The 14,667-nt window shown below is 58.5% G+C and carries 14 protein-coding genes; 7 read left to right on the top strand and 7 right to left on the bottom strand.

Going from position 1 to position 14,667, the window contains the following annotated elements; genetic code table 11:
• Positions 1-5: 5 nt before the first annotated feature.
• The 7 genes from MOP44_RS08010 to MOP44_RS07980 form a co-directional block, all read right to left on the bottom strand.
• The gene (locus tag MOP44_RS08010) at positions 6-1,136 is read right to left on the bottom strand and encodes a glycosyltransferase (protein ID WP_260795488.1); all 1,131 of its coding nucleotides are present in this window, start codon (positions 1,134-1,136) and stop codon (positions 6-8) included.
• Between the two features lie 183 nt (positions 1,137-1,319).
• Entirely contained in the window at positions 1,320-2,582 is a 1,263-nt protein-coding gene (locus MOP44_RS08005; protein WP_260795487.1) for an ATP-dependent 6-phosphofructokinase, read from the bottom strand.
• A 181-nt stretch (positions 2,583-2,763) separates the two neighbouring features.
• Positions 2,764-3,015, bottom strand: coding sequence for a hypothetical protein (locus MOP44_RS08000; protein WP_260795486.1), 252 nt, complete (start codon positions 3,013-3,015; stop codon positions 2,764-2,766).
• Between the two features lie 194 nt (positions 3,016-3,209).
• A complete protein-coding gene (locus MOP44_RS07995; RefSeq protein WP_260795485.1) occupies positions 3,210-4,223 on the bottom strand; it encodes a transglutaminase family protein in 1,014 nt (337 codons plus the stop codon).
• A complete protein-coding gene (locus tag MOP44_RS07990) occupies positions 4,220-5,182 on the bottom strand; it encodes an alpha-E domain-containing protein (protein ID WP_260795484.1) in 963 nt (320 codons plus the stop codon). Before MOP44_RS07990 ends, MOP44_RS07995 begins: the two co-directional genes overlap by 4 nt.
• 19 nt (positions 5,183-5,201) lie before the next feature.
• Positions 5,202-6,662, bottom strand: coding sequence for a circularly permuted type 2 ATP-grasp protein (locus MOP44_RS07985; protein WP_260795482.1), 1,461 nt, complete (start codon positions 6,660-6,662; stop codon positions 5,202-5,204).
• Positions 6,663-6,820: 158 nt separating this feature from the next.
• A complete protein-coding gene (locus MOP44_RS07980; protein WP_260795481.1) occupies positions 6,821-9,004 on the bottom strand; it encodes a beta-galactosidase in 2,184 nt (727 codons plus the stop codon).
• A 313-nt stretch (positions 9,005-9,317) separates the two neighbouring features.
• Between MOP44_RS07980 and MOP44_RS07975 the strand changes: the two genes are divergently transcribed.
• Genes MOP44_RS07975 through MOP44_RS07945 form a run of 7 tightly spaced genes read left to right on the top strand, consistent with a single transcriptional unit; the run spans position 9,318 to position 14,590 of the window.
• Positions 9,318-10,310, top strand: coding sequence for an SPFH domain-containing protein (locus MOP44_RS07975; RefSeq protein ID WP_260795479.1), 993 nt, complete (start codon positions 9,318-9,320; stop codon positions 10,308-10,310).
• Positions 10,289-10,714, top strand: coding sequence for an S-adenosylmethionine decarboxylase family protein (locus MOP44_RS07970; RefSeq protein ID WP_313901055.1), 426 nt, complete (start codon positions 10,289-10,291; stop codon positions 10,712-10,714). Before MOP44_RS07975 ends, MOP44_RS07970 begins: the two co-directional genes overlap by 22 nt.
• Positions 10,711-11,340, top strand: coding sequence for a DUF4178 domain-containing protein (locus MOP44_RS07965; RefSeq protein WP_260795477.1), 630 nt, complete (start codon positions 10,711-10,713; stop codon positions 11,338-11,340). The genes MOP44_RS07970 and MOP44_RS07965 overlap by 4 nt, the downstream gene beginning before the upstream one ends.
• Positions 11,337-12,701: a DUF4178 domain-containing protein gene (locus MOP44_RS07960; protein WP_260795476.1), complete on the top strand. Its 1,365-nt coding sequence runs from the start codon at positions 11,337-11,339 to the stop codon at positions 12,699-12,701. Before MOP44_RS07965 ends, MOP44_RS07960 begins: the two co-directional genes overlap by 4 nt.
• Positions 12,698-12,883: a hypothetical protein gene (locus MOP44_RS07955; protein ID WP_260795475.1), complete on the top strand. Its 186-nt coding sequence runs from the start codon at positions 12,698-12,700 to the stop codon at positions 12,881-12,883. Before MOP44_RS07960 ends, MOP44_RS07955 begins: the two co-directional genes overlap by 4 nt.
• Positions 12,883-13,092: a DUF350 domain-containing protein gene (locus MOP44_RS07950; RefSeq protein WP_260795474.1), complete on the top strand. Its 210-nt coding sequence runs from the start codon at positions 12,883-12,885 to the stop codon at positions 13,090-13,092. Before MOP44_RS07955 ends, MOP44_RS07950 begins: the two co-directional genes overlap by 1 nt.
• 1 nt (position 13,093) lies before the next feature.
• Positions 13,094-14,590 (top strand): polyamine aminopropyltransferase, encoded by a 1,497-nt coding sequence (locus MOP44_RS07945; RefSeq protein ID WP_260795472.1) that lies wholly within the window; start codon positions 13,094-13,096, stop codon positions 14,588-14,590.
• Positions 14,591-14,667: the final 77 nt, after the last annotated feature.

Raw genomic sequence — 14,667 nt, 5'->3', positions numbered from 1 at the left:
TTCGCTCATTCGGCGGAGGCGGGTGGGTAGACGCGGTTCTTCCAGCCGCCGCCTCGGCCGGTGTGATGACGGACCGCGGAAGCGACCGTTGCGCAGAGATAGAAAGCGCCGATGGCGGGCAAGGCGAGTCCCCAGAGGGGCGAGCGGCGATAGCGGCGGAGCGTGGGCTGGAATGAGATCGCCATCAGGAGCCAGGTGATCAGGCCGAGTCCGCCAGGAAGACCGCGGGCAAACAGCAGCAGCGGCGGCGCGGAATAGACCAGGGCCATGGCCAGCACGCAGCCTGCGAGCACGAGCGGCGAATAATTGAGTTGCTCGTATGCTGTTCGGGCAATCATGTTCCAGATATCTGCAAAGTTGGAGTAGACCCGAAGCGAGCGAGTGCGCGAGGTGTGTCCGAGCCAGATGGTGCCGCCGGTCGACTTAACTTGTTTCGCGAGAGCGCAATCGTCGATGAGCCGATTGCGGATTTGGGAGGCGCCGCCGATGCGAGCAAGGGCGGCGCGGCTCACGAGCATGGTGCCTCCCGCAGCGCCGGCGGTGCGGCGGCGTGGATTGGCTACCCAGGAGAACGGGTAGAGCATCTGGAAGAAGAAGACGAATGCGGGAATAAAGGCGCGCTCCGCAACGGTTTCGCATCGGAGATGAACCATTTCAGAAACCAAGTCGAGCCGGTCCGTTTCTGCTTTGGCTACAAGGGTTGAGATGTGATCGCGAGGATGAACGATGTCGGCGTCGGTCAGTAGTACATAATTCGCGGCCTGCGCCTGCGGCTGGTCGAGGCCCTGCTGCACGGCCCAGAGTTTGCCGCTCCATCCGGGTGCGAGCGGTGCTCCGTTGACGATGGTGAGGCGATTATCGTTGCCTAACGAAGCTGCGATGCGGCCGGTTCCATCGGTGCTGTTGTCGTCTACCAGGATGATGGAGAGATTTCCTGGATATTCCTGGGTAAGGAGGGAAGTGAGACTCTCGCAAATGCTCGCGGCTTCATCGCGCGCGGGGACGACGACTGCGACCTTCGATCTTCCGGAGGGCTTTGCAGGCTGGAGTTCGGGGCCCGATCGCCAGAAGTATCCACGGAACAGGAGCAGGTAGAGCCAGGCGGCGAGAGAGAGGGCGGAGAGGATCGTGATCATTGCTGAAACTTGATCGTAGATGATAGGTGCCGCGATCCTTCTGAATCGCTTCCCTCAGGGGCTAAAGCCCCGCTGATTTTTGGTAGTTTATCGGCACGACTCAAGTCGTGCCCTTTCACATGGCCTACAGGATGATTTTCCAGCAAGTTGTGAAATTTCACCTCTCCGAAACTCCTCTGGCGGCTATTCGAACCGGTGGGGCTGGCCTGTGGCGGAGAGGACTGCGCTCCAGATCGGGCTGCTGGGATCGAGCCGTTTTTGCTGGGTGGCGAGAAGCTCGATAGGCACGTGGATGTAGCAGTCGTGAAGATATCCAATGACCAACCCGGTTTTGCCGGCCATGGCAGCATGGACCGCGTGGCGCGCGAACTGGTCGCAGAGGATTGAGTCTTCGGTGTTCGCCGGGCTGCTGCGCACGATGTAGCTGGGATCGAAATAGCGCATGACGAAAGGAACGTTGCGCCCGCGGAAATGTTGATCGATCTTGCCGACGAGAAACTGGCCGATGTCCTTGAGCTTCACGTTTCCTGAAGCGTCGCGAGCTTCTCCTGGCTCTCCAAGCAGTTCCTGACCGGCGCCTTCGGCAATGGCAATGACGGCGTGGCCGCGGGCGACGATGCGCCGCTCCAGTTCAGACATGAATCCGCGATCTCCTTCGAGGTTGAACGGCACTTCCGGGATGAGGGCGAAATTGACATCCTGGCTGGCTACTGTGGCGGCAGCGGTGAGGAATCCCGCGTGCCGCCCCATCAGCTTGACCACGGCGATGCCGTTCTGGACGCTGCGAACTTCAGTGTGCGCACGATCGAGGACCCTGGCCGCCTCCTGCACGGCGGTCAGAAATCCGAACGAGCGCGAGACGAAGGGAATGTCGCTGTCGATGGTTTTTGGGATGCCCACCACGGCGAGCGGATAGGCGCGGCGTTGCGCCTCTAGGAACAGGTCGCGGGCACCGCGTTGCGTGCCATCGCCGCCGATGGTGAAGAGGATGTTGACGCCGAGGCGGATGAGATTGTCGACAGCGCGCGCCTTGTCGACGGGCCCTCGCGAGGTTCCAAGGATGGTGCCACCCTGCAGGTGGATCCGGTCGACTGCTTCGTGCGTCAGGACGACGGGAGCGGAGCCACGTTCGGGGTCGAGGCCTTGATATCCCCAGCGAAAGCCCAGGACTTCCTGCACGCCATAGGCGTAACGCAATTCGAAAAAGACGGAGCGGATGACGTCGTTCAGTCCGGGGCACAAACCGCCGCAGGTGACAATGCCGGCACGCGCCGCCGAGGGGTCGAAGAACAACTGCTCGCGCGCGCCGGCCAGTTCGAACAGGATGTCATCGCCGGGCTGCGCTTTAGCGCCCCGGAGGATGCCAGCTGGGACGGACTGGCGGTCGTCGACGCAACGCTTGAGGCGCGAAGGGTATTGAGCTGTACCGAGACTGGTGATGTTCATGTTGGCTTCGCGACCGCAGGCGACTGATCCAGAAAGTCCGGTGGCCGTGAAGGCGCAGGAACATGGAGATCTGTGTCTCAACCGCTGCAATGTTCTGTTAAGAGCTGCTTTTCTAGGCTGGGGGAACGGTTCACCGAGTGCCACTAGCACTTTTATCAGTCATGCAAAATCGGAGCACGAACTAGAGGGTGCGCACCCCTGGCCGGCCGTTTGGAGCGCGGGAAATCCAGGGCAAGTTCTTTGATGGACCACAGAGGTGGTCATCGGAGAAGAAATAGTGGGTATAGCCTTTTGGACCGAAGACGTGGCCGTTGCTGACGTAGAAATTCGTGTTCCCCTTCGGCCCGAAGATGAAGTCACCTTCGAGGAAGTAGCGGGTGTATCCCTCGCTTCCGTGAATGTGTTGACCACTCCGATAAAAGCCTGTGTACATTGCTCTCCCCGGTGTTGATCTGGGAACGTTTTCACCGGCGCCGAAAAGCGCCAGCCGCCGCGGGAACTGCTCGAATTAGCCCATTTTTAGCACTACCGAAACGGGAATCAACTGGCGATTATGCCAGCGGCAGCCTGGTACGCCGAGGAAATGCCGGATAGGGGAGGTGGCGATTCTTGAGATCGGAGGAGGCCCTACTGTTGCTGCTGCATTTGTTCGAGGGCGATGAGGTTGGCGGGGCGTGCTGGCGGCATTTGGGCCTTCTCCACCAGGACCGACCAATCTTCCGGCACAGGCAGGTTGCGATCCAGCTCCGGGGGTGAATCTGAGGCTGAGACGTGCACGGCGACGTAAAGTTCGCTCTGGGTGGCGCCGCGAAAGACGCCGTGGGTGGGCGGCACGTCGGCATAATCGCGACCGAGTGCAGTACGGATGTGCCGGCGCGAGGCCACGAGGTTGTTGGTTGGGTCAAATCCAACCCAGCCCAGGTTGGGAAGAAATGCATCGACCCACGCATGAGAGGCATCCGGCGTAGAGCGGTCGTGATCTTCGCGACCGCGGTAAAGGTAGCCGGACACGTATCTGGCGGGGATGCCGACATGACGCAACAACGCGATCATGGTGTGCGCGAAATCCTGGCATACGCCCTTGCGGCTGATGATTGCCTCGTCGATGGGAGAATCCACCCGCGTATGCCGCGGCACGTACTCGAAGTGCTCAAAGAGTCTCTGGTTGACCTCATGCACCAGCGTCAGGGGGTCGTCTCTGCGGCGGACATCGAGCGTAGCTGCGAGCCCGATGAGAGCGGGCGTTTCGACGGCGAACGTGCTGGGCAGCAGCATCTCAGAGTAGTCTCCGGAGCGCACGATTTCGTCGAGGGCCTCCCATGCGTCGGGCGCTAAAGAGTCCGGAACATCGGGAGATTCCTGGTGTTCCACCACCGACTCGGCGATGATTACGAGCTGCGAATGATCGCCCGGGATGTCGAAGTGGTGCACGTTGTTTCCGAGATGGTCGCGATAGGTGAATACGCGACAGCGGGGGCTGACTGACAGCGTGAATGAGAGGCAGTGCTGATGCGCATCGGAGCGCGGGTGCAAGCGCGTCTCCATGATGCTCTCGCTGATGGGATCGGAGTAGCGATAGCGCGTGAGGTGCCGTATGGAAAAGAAGTTCATGCCTGCTCCGCTGCCGGGGAAGTTCGTCATGCTAAAAGTGCGGATTGGATCGAATAGTGCACGTAGTGATGGTAGATGAGATCGTGAATCTGCATGCTTTGCTGCCGGATGGAGCGCAGGAAAGATGCCGCGCCGCCGCGCAGGACTTCAGAGATGGTCGTGTAGTTAAGCATCGCGCTGAGCCTGCCGACTGAGACAAGAAGTTCGTCAGGCGAACGGCGGCTGCCGCTGGCCCCGATTGCCTGAATGGATTGGGAGAGGCTCTCGACCGAGTAGCGGATGGCGTGGGGGAAGTGCCGGTTCAGCAAGAGGAACGAGAGGATCTTCTCCGTGGCGATGTCGGCTGTATGCACCTGGCAGTAGGCTTCGAAGGCGGTGCAGCAGCGCAGGAGGCCGACCTGCTCAAGATAGAAGTAGCCGGTGCTTTCGCCTTCCGGAGCTGTGCCGAGATGAGCCTGAAAGACTTCGAGCAGCGTGGCTGTGGCGTAGACCCGTTCGAGATAGCGGCCGAGGCGGATGAACTGCCACCCTTGGCCATGGATCATCGTGGTGTCGGTCACGCCCTTGAAGAGATGGATGCCGTCGACGAAGAGACTGAGTAACTCGCTTGTGTCTCGCTCGAACTGCTCCGCGGCTTCGGGTGATTGAATGTGATGAAACAGCCGGTTCAGCCTCTGCCATTGTTCGGTCGAGATTTCGTCGCGAACCTGGCGCGCGTTTTCGCGGGCGGCGCTCACGCAGGAGATCACGGATGCGGGATTGGCTCGATTGAACACGACCTCGCGGGCCATGTTCTCAAGGTTGCCGTTCCACTCGAGGCCAGCGGGGTTCCCGAGTGCCGCTACGAGACGCGACCACCGCGTCTCCGCACTCGCTTCGCCAGGATCGAGCATGAGGTTCATTGTTACGTCGAGCTGGCGCAGCGTGTTCTCTGCGCGTTCGAGATAACGGCTCATCCAGTAAAGGCTGTCGGCTACGCGGCTCAGCATCGCGACCCTTTCTGTGCACTCACTGCAGAACCCAAGTGTCTTTGCTTCCGCCGCCTTGTGATGAGTTGACGACGAGAGAGCCTTTTTCCAAGGCGACGCGAGTCAGGCCACCGGGCACCACATTGATCTTTTCTCCGAAGAGGATGTAGGGGCGGAGATCGACGTGGCGCGGCTCCAGCCGATCACCGATCATGCATGGAGCGCGCGAGAACGAAAGCGTGGGCTGGGCGATGTAGTTGCGCGGATTGGCTTCAATTCTGCGGGCGAACTCGCTTCTCTGCTCTGCCGTGGAATGCGGACCGATGAGCATGCCGTAGCCGCCACTCTCGCCCACTGCCTTTACGACGAGTTTGTCGAGATTGGCGAGAACGTGTTGGCGCTCTGTGTCGTCGGTCATCAGGAAGGTCTCTACGTTATTCAGGATGGGATCTTCGCCGAGGTAGTAGCGAATGATCTTGGGCACATACGCGTAGAGCGCTTTGTCGTCGGCGAGCCCGGTACCGAACGCGTTGGTGATGGTGACATTGCCTGCACGGTACGCATTGAGCAGGCCGGCGCATCCGAGAATGGAGTCGGAGCGAAAGACGAGGGGGTCGGTGAAGTCGTCGTCGACGCGGCGGTAGATGACGTCGACGCGCTTCAGGCCATCGGTGGTGCGCATGTACACGACGTTGTCGTGCGTAACAAGATCGCGGCCTTCGACCAGCTCGATTCCCATCTGACGCGCGAGAAACGTATGTTCGAAGTAGGCAGAATTGAAAACGCCGGGCGTGAGAAGGACGATGTTCGGGTCTACGCACCCTTCCGGAGCGAGCGAGCGCAGCGTGGCGAGAAGAAGTTGCGGGTAATGCTCAATGGGCCGGACGCCGTAACGATGAAACAGCCACGGGAACGTCCGCTTCATTACTCTGCGGTTGGTGAGCATGTAACTCACGCCCGATGGGACGCGCAGGTTGTCTTCCAGTACGACGAACTCGCCGTTGCTAAGGCGCAGCAGGTCGGACCCGACGACGGCGATGTAGACATTCCGCGGGACCTGGAGGCCACGCATCTGGCGGCGGTATTGCCTGCAACTGTAGACCAGTTCGCCTGGGATCGTTTTATCCGCGAGGATTTTCGCGTCGGAGTAGATATCGCGCAGGAACTCGTTGAGCGCTGTGATGCGCTGTATGAGTCCGCGCTCGATGTGTTGCCATTCCTGGCCGGTAATGAGCCTCGGGAGCAGATCGTAGGGGAAGATTCGTTCGGTCCCTTCGTCGCGGCCATAGACGGTGAAGGTTATGCCCTGAGTCAGGAATGACAAATCTGCGGATTGTTTGCGCCGCCGCAATTCTTCGATGGGGAGTTGCGCGAGCACTTCAGCGAGCGCGCGATAGTGGGACCGCACGCTGCCGTCGGGTTCGCGCATTTCATCGAACGCGTGGTCGAGCGTGTAGTCTCCGAGGAGATTGTCAATTCCCGATGGGGTTGTGGCGCACATCGCTCGCTCAGAATTCCGGGTAGCGGAACTGCTGACAACGAGCTCAGGAGGAGCGACGGTCAGCCGTTCGGTCGAAAAGGACAAAGCATGGTCAGTACTCCTGGTTGTAACAGACGCGCCATAAAGACACCATAAGAATGCCCTTGTGGGGCGGTCGGCTACTGCTCCTCCACGATGGCTACGTCCCAGGGACCCAGCTTCAACGCGGTGCCGTGGTCTACGGTTTTGCCGTCGAGCAGATTTGTTCCGGCGCCATACGGGTAATTCGCTGTCTGCTCGGCGGCGGAGTAGTTGAAGTAGTAATGGATCTTCTTTCCCGAGCGGTTTACGCCATGCTGCACGTGGATCTTCGCAGGAGCATAGTCACCCTTGACTCCGGCTTTCGCGAGCGCGTCTTTCAGCACTGCCGACTGCAGCGTATCTGAAAGATACGTCCCCTCGTAGAGCAGAGTGCCCTTGCCGAACTCGTTCTCAGTAATGGCGGGCCATTTGCCGAAGAACGGATGGTCGTATGTCGCCAGAGCCTTCGCATGTTCCGGCATCAGGAACTCCGCCCAATAGCTCACTTTGTTCTCGGTACCCGCGTGATACGGATCATCCTTCAGGGCCAGAGGCTGGGCTAGATTAGAAAATTCCTGATAGCTGAAGCCGGCGGCTTCCCGCAGTGGCCCCGGGGCGCGGACCCAACGGACGGCGGAGTTCTCGTTCGCGAATCCGCTCTTGAAGGTCATCACCACGTGGCCGCCATTCTTGACGTAGTCCGAGATCTTCTGCAGCAGCGCGTCATCGGCAATGTAAAGGGCCGGGATAATGAGCACCTTGTACTGCGAGAAGTCGTGCGTGTCAGGGAACACAAAATCAGAGCCGACGTTCATGTCGTAGAGCGAGCGGTGAATCTGCTCGACCAGCGAGCGATAATCTGCGGTCGGTCCGGCGAAGCTCCACTGCGGCCCGGAAGATGTGAAGGGCATGAAGCTGATGGCGTTATCGGAGTCGCGGCTCCACAAGATTGCCACGTCATTCTTGATCTTCAGGCCAACAATTTCCGACCCAATCTTCTGGAGTTCGTGCGCCGTCTTGCTCATCTCGGCGTAGACGCGATTGGGTTCGAGGTCGTGCGAGAGAATGCCTTTCCAGTAGGTCTCCTGGTTGCCGTGGATGGAAGCCCAGTGCCAGTATTCGACCATGCTGGCGCCGTTCGAAAGGTGCGTATAGACGTTCTGTCGCAACTGGCCATCGTAGGGAGGATATTGATACGAAGAGGTCCAGTCTGTGGATTGTGCATTGGTTTCGGTCACCAGGTAATTGGCATGCTTCAGCGAGCGAGAGAAGTCGCCTTGAATGGACTGCGTTGCGCCGTCGAACCGATCCTGTGGGACGAAGTGGTAGATGTTGTCAGCGACGATATCGAGTCCGTCGGCAACGGCATTCTCGTTCACGTCGCGCTTCATCATGCCGCCGTAGTCGGTTGTGATGAATTGCCGCGATCCTGCGCACTCGCGGACCAAGGCCGCCTGCCAGTGCAGAAAGTCCGTGACGCGCATCTGGCTCCAGCGCGACCACTCGAGTTTGTACCCGGTGCTCTGAGCGCCTTCACGCGTGGGCAGATCTTCCCATGTGTGGATGTTCTCGCCCCAATAATTCAAGAACCACGCCTTGCTCAGGTTTTCAGGCGTGCCGAATTTCTTTTCGAGATGATGCTGGAATCCGATGAAGACGTCAGGATTCGCAGCGTCGTAGCTTGCTGTCTCGTTGTCGATTTGCCAGCCGATCACGGTCGGATTGTCTTTGTAGTGCGCAACGATGTGGCGGATCATCCGTTCTGCGTAGAAGCGGTAGGCGGGAGAATCGGTGTCCATGTTCTGACGCATTCCGTAGGTGGCGGGAACGGCCTTGCCACCAAACTGCCCCGGCGGGATGCGGTCGGCGAGAATCTCGGGATGCTGATGCGCCATCCATGCGGGCACGGAGTAAGTCGGCGTACCCAGGATCACCTTGATGCCGGCCTTTCCCATGGCATCGACGATGTGGTCCATCCACGCGTATTCGAATTTTCCGTCCTCGGGCTCCCAGAGGCTCCAGGTGGACTCGCCCATGCGAACGACGTTGAGGCCGGCGGCCTTCATCAGGGCGATATCTTTTTCGAGGCGCTCGTTCTGGTCTCCGGGCATGTACTCGTTGTAATAGGCGGCACCGTAGAGAACGGTGGGGAAGTCGATGTCGGGCTGACGAGCGGGGGCGGTGCCGGATGTCTGCGCCGTTAGAGAGAATGTGAGCAAGGCGAGGCCAGCACTCACTCCAAGAAATCGTTTTCTCAGCTGCGTTTTCTGCTCTCGATACATCGGTTCTTCCTCCTGGAGTTTTTGGCATGGATTGACAGGCCGCTTCATTCAAGCCAGACAAGGGGCGACGGAGACGCTGCTCCCTCAGAACGCAAACCGGCGTGAATTTGAGGTCTCACAGCATCCTAATGCCATGCTTTCAAGCCGGTCCAGCGCTAGGGCGTCACACCGTAGCGGAACTTCGCAATCTGCAATATTATCCGTCAGTTACAGGCTTTCAAAGAATGTTTGACAGAAGAGTTTTCAGCCCGTAGGATGCCGATCAAGCGCGCAACCTTCATCAGCAAGTGCTTCCCTGCGCCACAGGTGTGACATGAGCCTTCGCGATTTCTTATCGAAACAGTTCATTGATGTCATCGAGTGGGTGGAGCCGGAAGATGGGATCCTCGCCTACCGCTATCCCATGCAGGATCGCGAGATCCAGAACGGCGGCAAGCTGACGGTTCGCGATTCGCAGATGGCCGTCTTCGTTAACGAGGGGCGGGTGGCCGATGTGTTCGGGCCCGGGCTCTACACGCTTAACACGCGGACCCTGCCGATCCTCACTTACCTGATGAACTGGGATAAGGCGTTCCAGTCGCCGTTCAAGTCTGACGTGTATTTTTTCTCCACGCGGTTGCAGACGAACCAGCGGTGGGGGACGCCGAACCCGATCACAATTCGCGATAAGGAATTCGGCGCGGTGCGCGTGAGGGCATTCGGCATTTACACGTGGCATATCGCCGATCCGAAGGTCTTCTATACGAAGGTGAGCGGCACGCGGGACGTTTACACGGTGCCCGACCTCGAGGGACAACTGCGCAACACGATCATCGGGCGGATGACCGACACGTTCGCGAACAGTCAGGTGCCATTCCTGGATATGGCCGCGAATCAGGTTGCACTGGCGGATAAGATCGCGGGACAGCTCAAGCAGGGATTTGCCGACCTGGGGGTCGCGCTGGACGGCTTTGTGGTTGAGAACCTCTCGCTGCCGGATGAATTACAGAAGGTGCTGGACCAGCGGATCAGCATGAACATGGTTGGGGACATGGGCCGGTACACGCAGTTCGAGGTGGCGCAGTCTATCCCCATTGCAGCCGCTAATGAAGGCGCGGGGACGGCGAGCATAGGCGCGGGGCTTGGAGCGGGCGTGGCTATGGGCCAAGCCATGATGGATGCCCTGAAGGGCGCTGGGACTAGCGGTGGCGCCTCTGCAGCGCCCTCCGCTTCAGCCGCCGCCGAAACCAAGTTCTGCCTGAACTGCGGCAAATCGATTCCGAAAGTCAGCAAGTTTTGCCCGGAATGCGGGCACGCACAGCAGTAGCACGTGGACAGTCTATGAATGGGACCGAATGGATTGTCGATGCGCAGGGTTGTAGTGCGCACTCGCTTCGAAATCTCGATGAGCTGAAGGCGCTGTTTGCTCGGATTGTCGCGGATCTCGATCTGCGGCCACTGGGTGAGACGCGCTGGCATCTGTTTCCCGGGACCGGTGGTATCACCGGATTATGCCTACTATCTGAGTCGCACCTGGCCTGTCATACGTTTCCGGAATTCGGATCGATCTGCCTAAATCTCTTTTGTTGCGTGCCGCGCGCTCGGTGGGACTTTGAGGCGGAACTCGCGCGACGCTTCTCGGCGCAATCAGTTCAGGTTCGCGAACTCAGCCGCGAATATTCTGCGGTAGAGCAGTTGATGGCGACTGGCACACTCCGAGAGGTTCGATGACGCAGCCACCCGCGAATTGCCCAAATTGCGGCGCCGCGATCACCTTCCGCTGGTCAGGAAGCGTGCAGACTGTGTGCGAGTACTGCAAGTCTGTTCTGGTTCGGACCGATCTCGATCTCGAAAAGATCGGGCAGATTGCAGCGTTTCCTTCAAACAATTCTCCGATCCAGATTGGAACGGAGGGCGTTTATGGAAAGCACACGTTCGTGGTGATCGGGCGAATCATGTACGAGTACGACCAGGGCAACTGGAACGAATGGCACGTGGTGATGAATGACAGCACGAGCGGCTGGCTGTCCGATGCGCAACTAGAATATGCCGTCAGCTTTGCCGCGACCGGACAGGCACTACCCGAGAGCTGCAAGGTGGGCCAGCAATACCGCTGGAACGGACAGGATTACACGGTCAGCAGCGTGACCAAGGCACATTACTCCGGAATTGAAGGAGAGCTGCCGTTCAAGTATTGGGATAAGTCCGATGTGTTGTTCGCAGATCTTAGGTCGCACTCGAATAGGTTTGGCACTGTCGATTACAGCGAGCAACCGCCGCTCCTATTTCTCGGTGAGCTGGTCGACTTCGAAGGCCTGAAGCTAACAAATCTGCGCACGTTTGAGGGATGGTCGTGAGCGCGACAGGGCCGACGCCTGGCGGCAAGCCGCAGGTCGCGTCGCTCAACTGTCCTGGTTGCGGCGCGGGCCTGACGGTGCGCTCGCTCGGCAATGCCGTGACCATTGTGTGCGACAGCTGCCACTCCATTCTCGATGCACGGGATCCGAAGCTGAGAATTCTGCAGCAGTTCCGTACCAAGACGAATGAGGATCCGCCGCTGATTCCGCTTGGAACACGCGGGAAGATTCGCGGCGTGCTCTATGAAGTGATCGGGTTTCAGCGGCGCACCATCAAGGTAGAAGGCATCTCGTATAGCTGGCACGAGTATGTGCTCTTCAACCCGATGAAGGGGTTCCGCTATCTGACGGAGTATGAGGGGCACTGGAACGACCTCGCCCCACTTCGCGCGCTGCCTGCCACTGCGCCGGGCAAAAGCTCGTTGACTTACCTGGGTGAAACTTACAATCACTTCCAGACGGCGCAGGCAAACACAACATTCGTTTTGGGTGAGTTTCCCTGGCAGGTCCGCGTTGGCGAATCGGTCAGAGTGTCGGATTATGTTTCGCCGCCCCGTGTGATATCGAGCGAAGGTACTGGGAACGAAATCACCTGGTCGATGGGCGAGTACATGGCAGGGCGCGATCTCTGGAAGGCATTCAACCTCGAGGGAGAGCCGCCGGCGCCGATTGGCGTCTATGAAAACCAGCCGTCGCCACCAAGCGCGAACGTCAAAGGTATATGGAAGATGGTCGGTGTGTTCGTCGGGCTGATGCTGGCGTTGTTTATCTATTTCTTCACAACAGCGGAGGACAGGGAGGTATTCCAACAGAGTTATGTGTTCGACACGAGCGCCGGCGGCGAGGCCTCATTCGTCTCAAACACATTCAAGCTGGACGGGCGCACCTCTGACGTAGAGCTGACCACGAGCGCCGACGTCGATAATAACTGGATCTATGTGAACTACGCGCTGATCAACGATGACACCGGCCATGCTTATGACTTTGGGCGAGAGGTCAGCTATTACCACGGTCACGATTCCGACGGATCATGGACGGAAGGAAGCACAAAGAATCGCGTCATTGTGCCCAGTGTTCCCGCCGGTCTTTACTACCTGCGCATTGAACCTGAGAGCGACCCTTATCACGGAAGCATCCGGTACACCGTTACGATTCGGCGCGATGTGCCGCAAATCAGCCTCTTTGGAATTGCGCTGGCTGCGTTGCTTCTTCCGGCGGCATTTCTCACGTGGCGGGCGATGAGCTTCGAGCATCTGCGGTGGTCTGAGAGCGACTATGGCAAGCCTCCGGACGACGGCTCGATGGTGAGCGCAATTGGAAGTATGGCTGACTCGCTGAAGAACTCTGGAGGCGGCGAATGATTCGACAATTGTTCTTCGTTTACGGGATCGCGGTCCTGGCGGTGCTGGGATTTGCCGAGTATCGCGGATGGAGTCTTAACCGCGTCGACCAGATCCCTAATGTACCTAAATCGGTTCGCGATAATCCTGGCTCGTATCGTTCCGTCTACGGCTATTACCACCACTACACAGGAGGCAAGTGATGGGGTTCCAGGTAAGCAACGTGGTTAACGCGATTGTGTACGCGGCCATCGGAATCGTGATCTTTGCCTTGTCGTTCCTGGTGCTCGACAAGGCTACTCCTTACAACCTCTGGAAAGAGATCGTGCAGGAACACAACGTTGCGCTCGCCATCCTACTGGGAGCGATGTCTTTGGGGATTTGCGTGATCATTGCGGCGGCCGTTCACTAGCGTGGGTATTCTTCTCTTCATCACTGTTCTGCTGATTAGTGCGTGTGGGCTCATTTATGAGCTCATTGCGGGCACGTTGGCCAGCTACCTGCTGGGCGACAGCGTACTTCAGTTCTCGACTATCATTGGCTGCTACCTGTTCGCTATGGGAATCGGAAGCGCACTGTCGCGCTTCATTCATCGCGGGCTGGCATATCGATTTGTATGGATCGAGCTGTTGCTCGGAGTCATTGGCGGGTCTTCGTCGGCGCTGCTTTTCCTCGCTTTTGCCTATACGCAGGGATTTCAGTTGCTGATGTATGCACTGGTGATCGTCATCGGCGTGCTGGTGGGGCTGGAGATTCCGCTGCTGATGCGAATCATCCGCGACCGCTATCATTTTCGCGACGTCGTAGCGCACGTCTTGACGTTTGACTATCTGGGTGCGCTGGGCGCATCGCTACTGTTCCCTATTCTTCTGGTGCCCAGGTTGGGCCTGGTCCGCTCCGCCATGCTGTTTGGACTGCTCAATGCGGGCGTGGCGCTTTGGAGCACATTCCTGTTTGCCAACCAGATACAGAGAGTCCGTTCGCTGCGCATCTTTGGGGTTGTCATTCTTGGCGCACTCGCAGTGGGCATGGCTGAGGCGCGGCACATTACCACTGCGGCGGAAGACAACATTTATGCGGACGAGATTATCTTCGCTCGCGATACGAAGTATCAGCACATTGTGCTGACGCGGTTCAAAGATGACATCCGACTCTTCCTGAACAGTCACCTGCAGTTCAGTTCACGCGATGAATACCGCTATCACGAAACGCTGATTCATCCGGGACTGTCTGCGGTCCCGGCGCCTCGTCATGTCCTGGTACTTGGCGGGGGCGATGGGCTCGCAGTGCGCGAGATTTTGAGGTATCCGCAAGTGGAGAGTGTTACGCTTGTCGATCTCGATCCGGAGATGACCCGCATCTTCACTACGAATCCGATGCTTACGGCGTTGAATCAGAAGTCGTTTCTTTCTCCGAGGTTGAAAGTCATCAATGCGGACGCATTCCCGTGGATCGACTCGAACACCGACAGCTTCGATTTCATTGTGATTGATTTTCCCGACCCCACGAGTTACTCACTCGGCAAGCTCTACACCACTGCATTCTACAGGGCGGTCGCGCGACATCTTAGCGCGCAAGGACTGATGGTGGTTCAGAGCACCTCGCCGATGTTTGCGCGCGACTCTTACTGGTGCATCGCCGAAACGATCAAGCAGGCCGGGCTGCAGACGTATCCCTATCATGTCTACGTGCCTTCGTTTGGTGAGTGGGGATTCGTGCTCGCGGGAACGCATGAGTACCACTATCCCACCGCCGTGCCGCCGGGCCTGCGATTCGTCTCAGTCAATGGTCTGTCGACACTATTCCAGTTCCCGCCCGACATGGCTCCGATGTCGATGCCGCCGAACCGCTTGAACGATCAGGTGCTGATCCGGTTGTATGACCAAGATTGGAAGGACATCAGCCATTGACCGTCTCACGCCGTACCTTTCTGCAATCGGCCAGCTTTTCACTCATTGGGCTTTCTACGAAGAGTGAACGCAAGGTG

It is taken from the genome of Occallatibacter riparius (genome assembly GCF_025264625.1).
GTDB classification, from domain to species: Bacteria; Acidobacteriota; Terriglobia; order Terriglobales; family Acidobacteriaceae; genus Telmatobacter; species Telmatobacter riparius.
The sequence above is the reverse complement of the archived record's forward strand: the minus strand, read 5'-3'. Positions and strand labels throughout refer to the sequence as shown.

Bases quoted from the DNA above. Each gene is read 5' to 3' on its own strand.
- MOP44_RS07995 (WP_260795485.1), bottom strand. From the start codon at position 4,223: ATGACGAACTTCCCCGGCAGCGGAGCAGGCATGAACTTCTTTTCCATA.
- MOP44_RS07950 (WP_260795474.1), top strand. From the start codon at position 12,883: ATGGGGTTCCAGGTAAGCAACGTGGTTAACGCGATTGTGTACGCGGCC.
- MOP44_RS08010 (WP_260795488.1), bottom strand. From the start codon at position 1,136: ATGATCACGATCCTCTCCGCCCTCTCTCTCGCCGCCTGGCTCTACCTG.
- MOP44_RS07955 (WP_260795475.1), top strand. From the start codon at position 12,698: ATGATTCGACAATTGTTCTTCGTTTACGGGATCGCGGTCCTGGCGGTG.
- MOP44_RS08000 (WP_260795486.1), bottom strand. From the start codon at position 3,015: ATGTACACAGGCTTTTATCGGAGTGGTCAACACATTCACGGAAGCGAG.
- MOP44_RS07980 (WP_260795481.1), bottom strand. From the start codon at position 9,004: ATGTATCGAGAGCAGAAAACGCAGCTGAGAAAACGATTTCTTGGAGTG.
- MOP44_RS07970 (WP_313901055.1), top strand. From the start codon at position 10,289: ATGCGGGCACGCACAGCAGTAGCACGTGGACAGTCTATGAATGGGACC.
- MOP44_RS07990 (WP_260795484.1), bottom strand. From the start codon at position 5,182: ATGCTGAGCCGCGTAGCCGACAGCCTTTACTGGATGAGCCGTTATCTC.
- MOP44_RS08005 (WP_260795487.1), bottom strand. From the start codon at position 2,582: ATGAACATCACCAGTCTCGGTACAGCTCAATACCCTTCGCGCCTCAAG.
- MOP44_RS07975 (WP_260795479.1), top strand. From the start codon at position 9,318: ATGAGCCTTCGCGATTTCTTATCGAAACAGTTCATTGATGTCATCGAG.
- MOP44_RS07985 (WP_260795482.1), bottom strand. From the start codon at position 6,662: ATGTGCGCCACAACCCCATCGGGAATTGACAATCTCCTCGGAGACTAC.
- MOP44_RS07965 (WP_260795477.1), top strand. From the start codon at position 10,711: ATGACGCAGCCACCCGCGAATTGCCCAAATTGCGGCGCCGCGATCACC.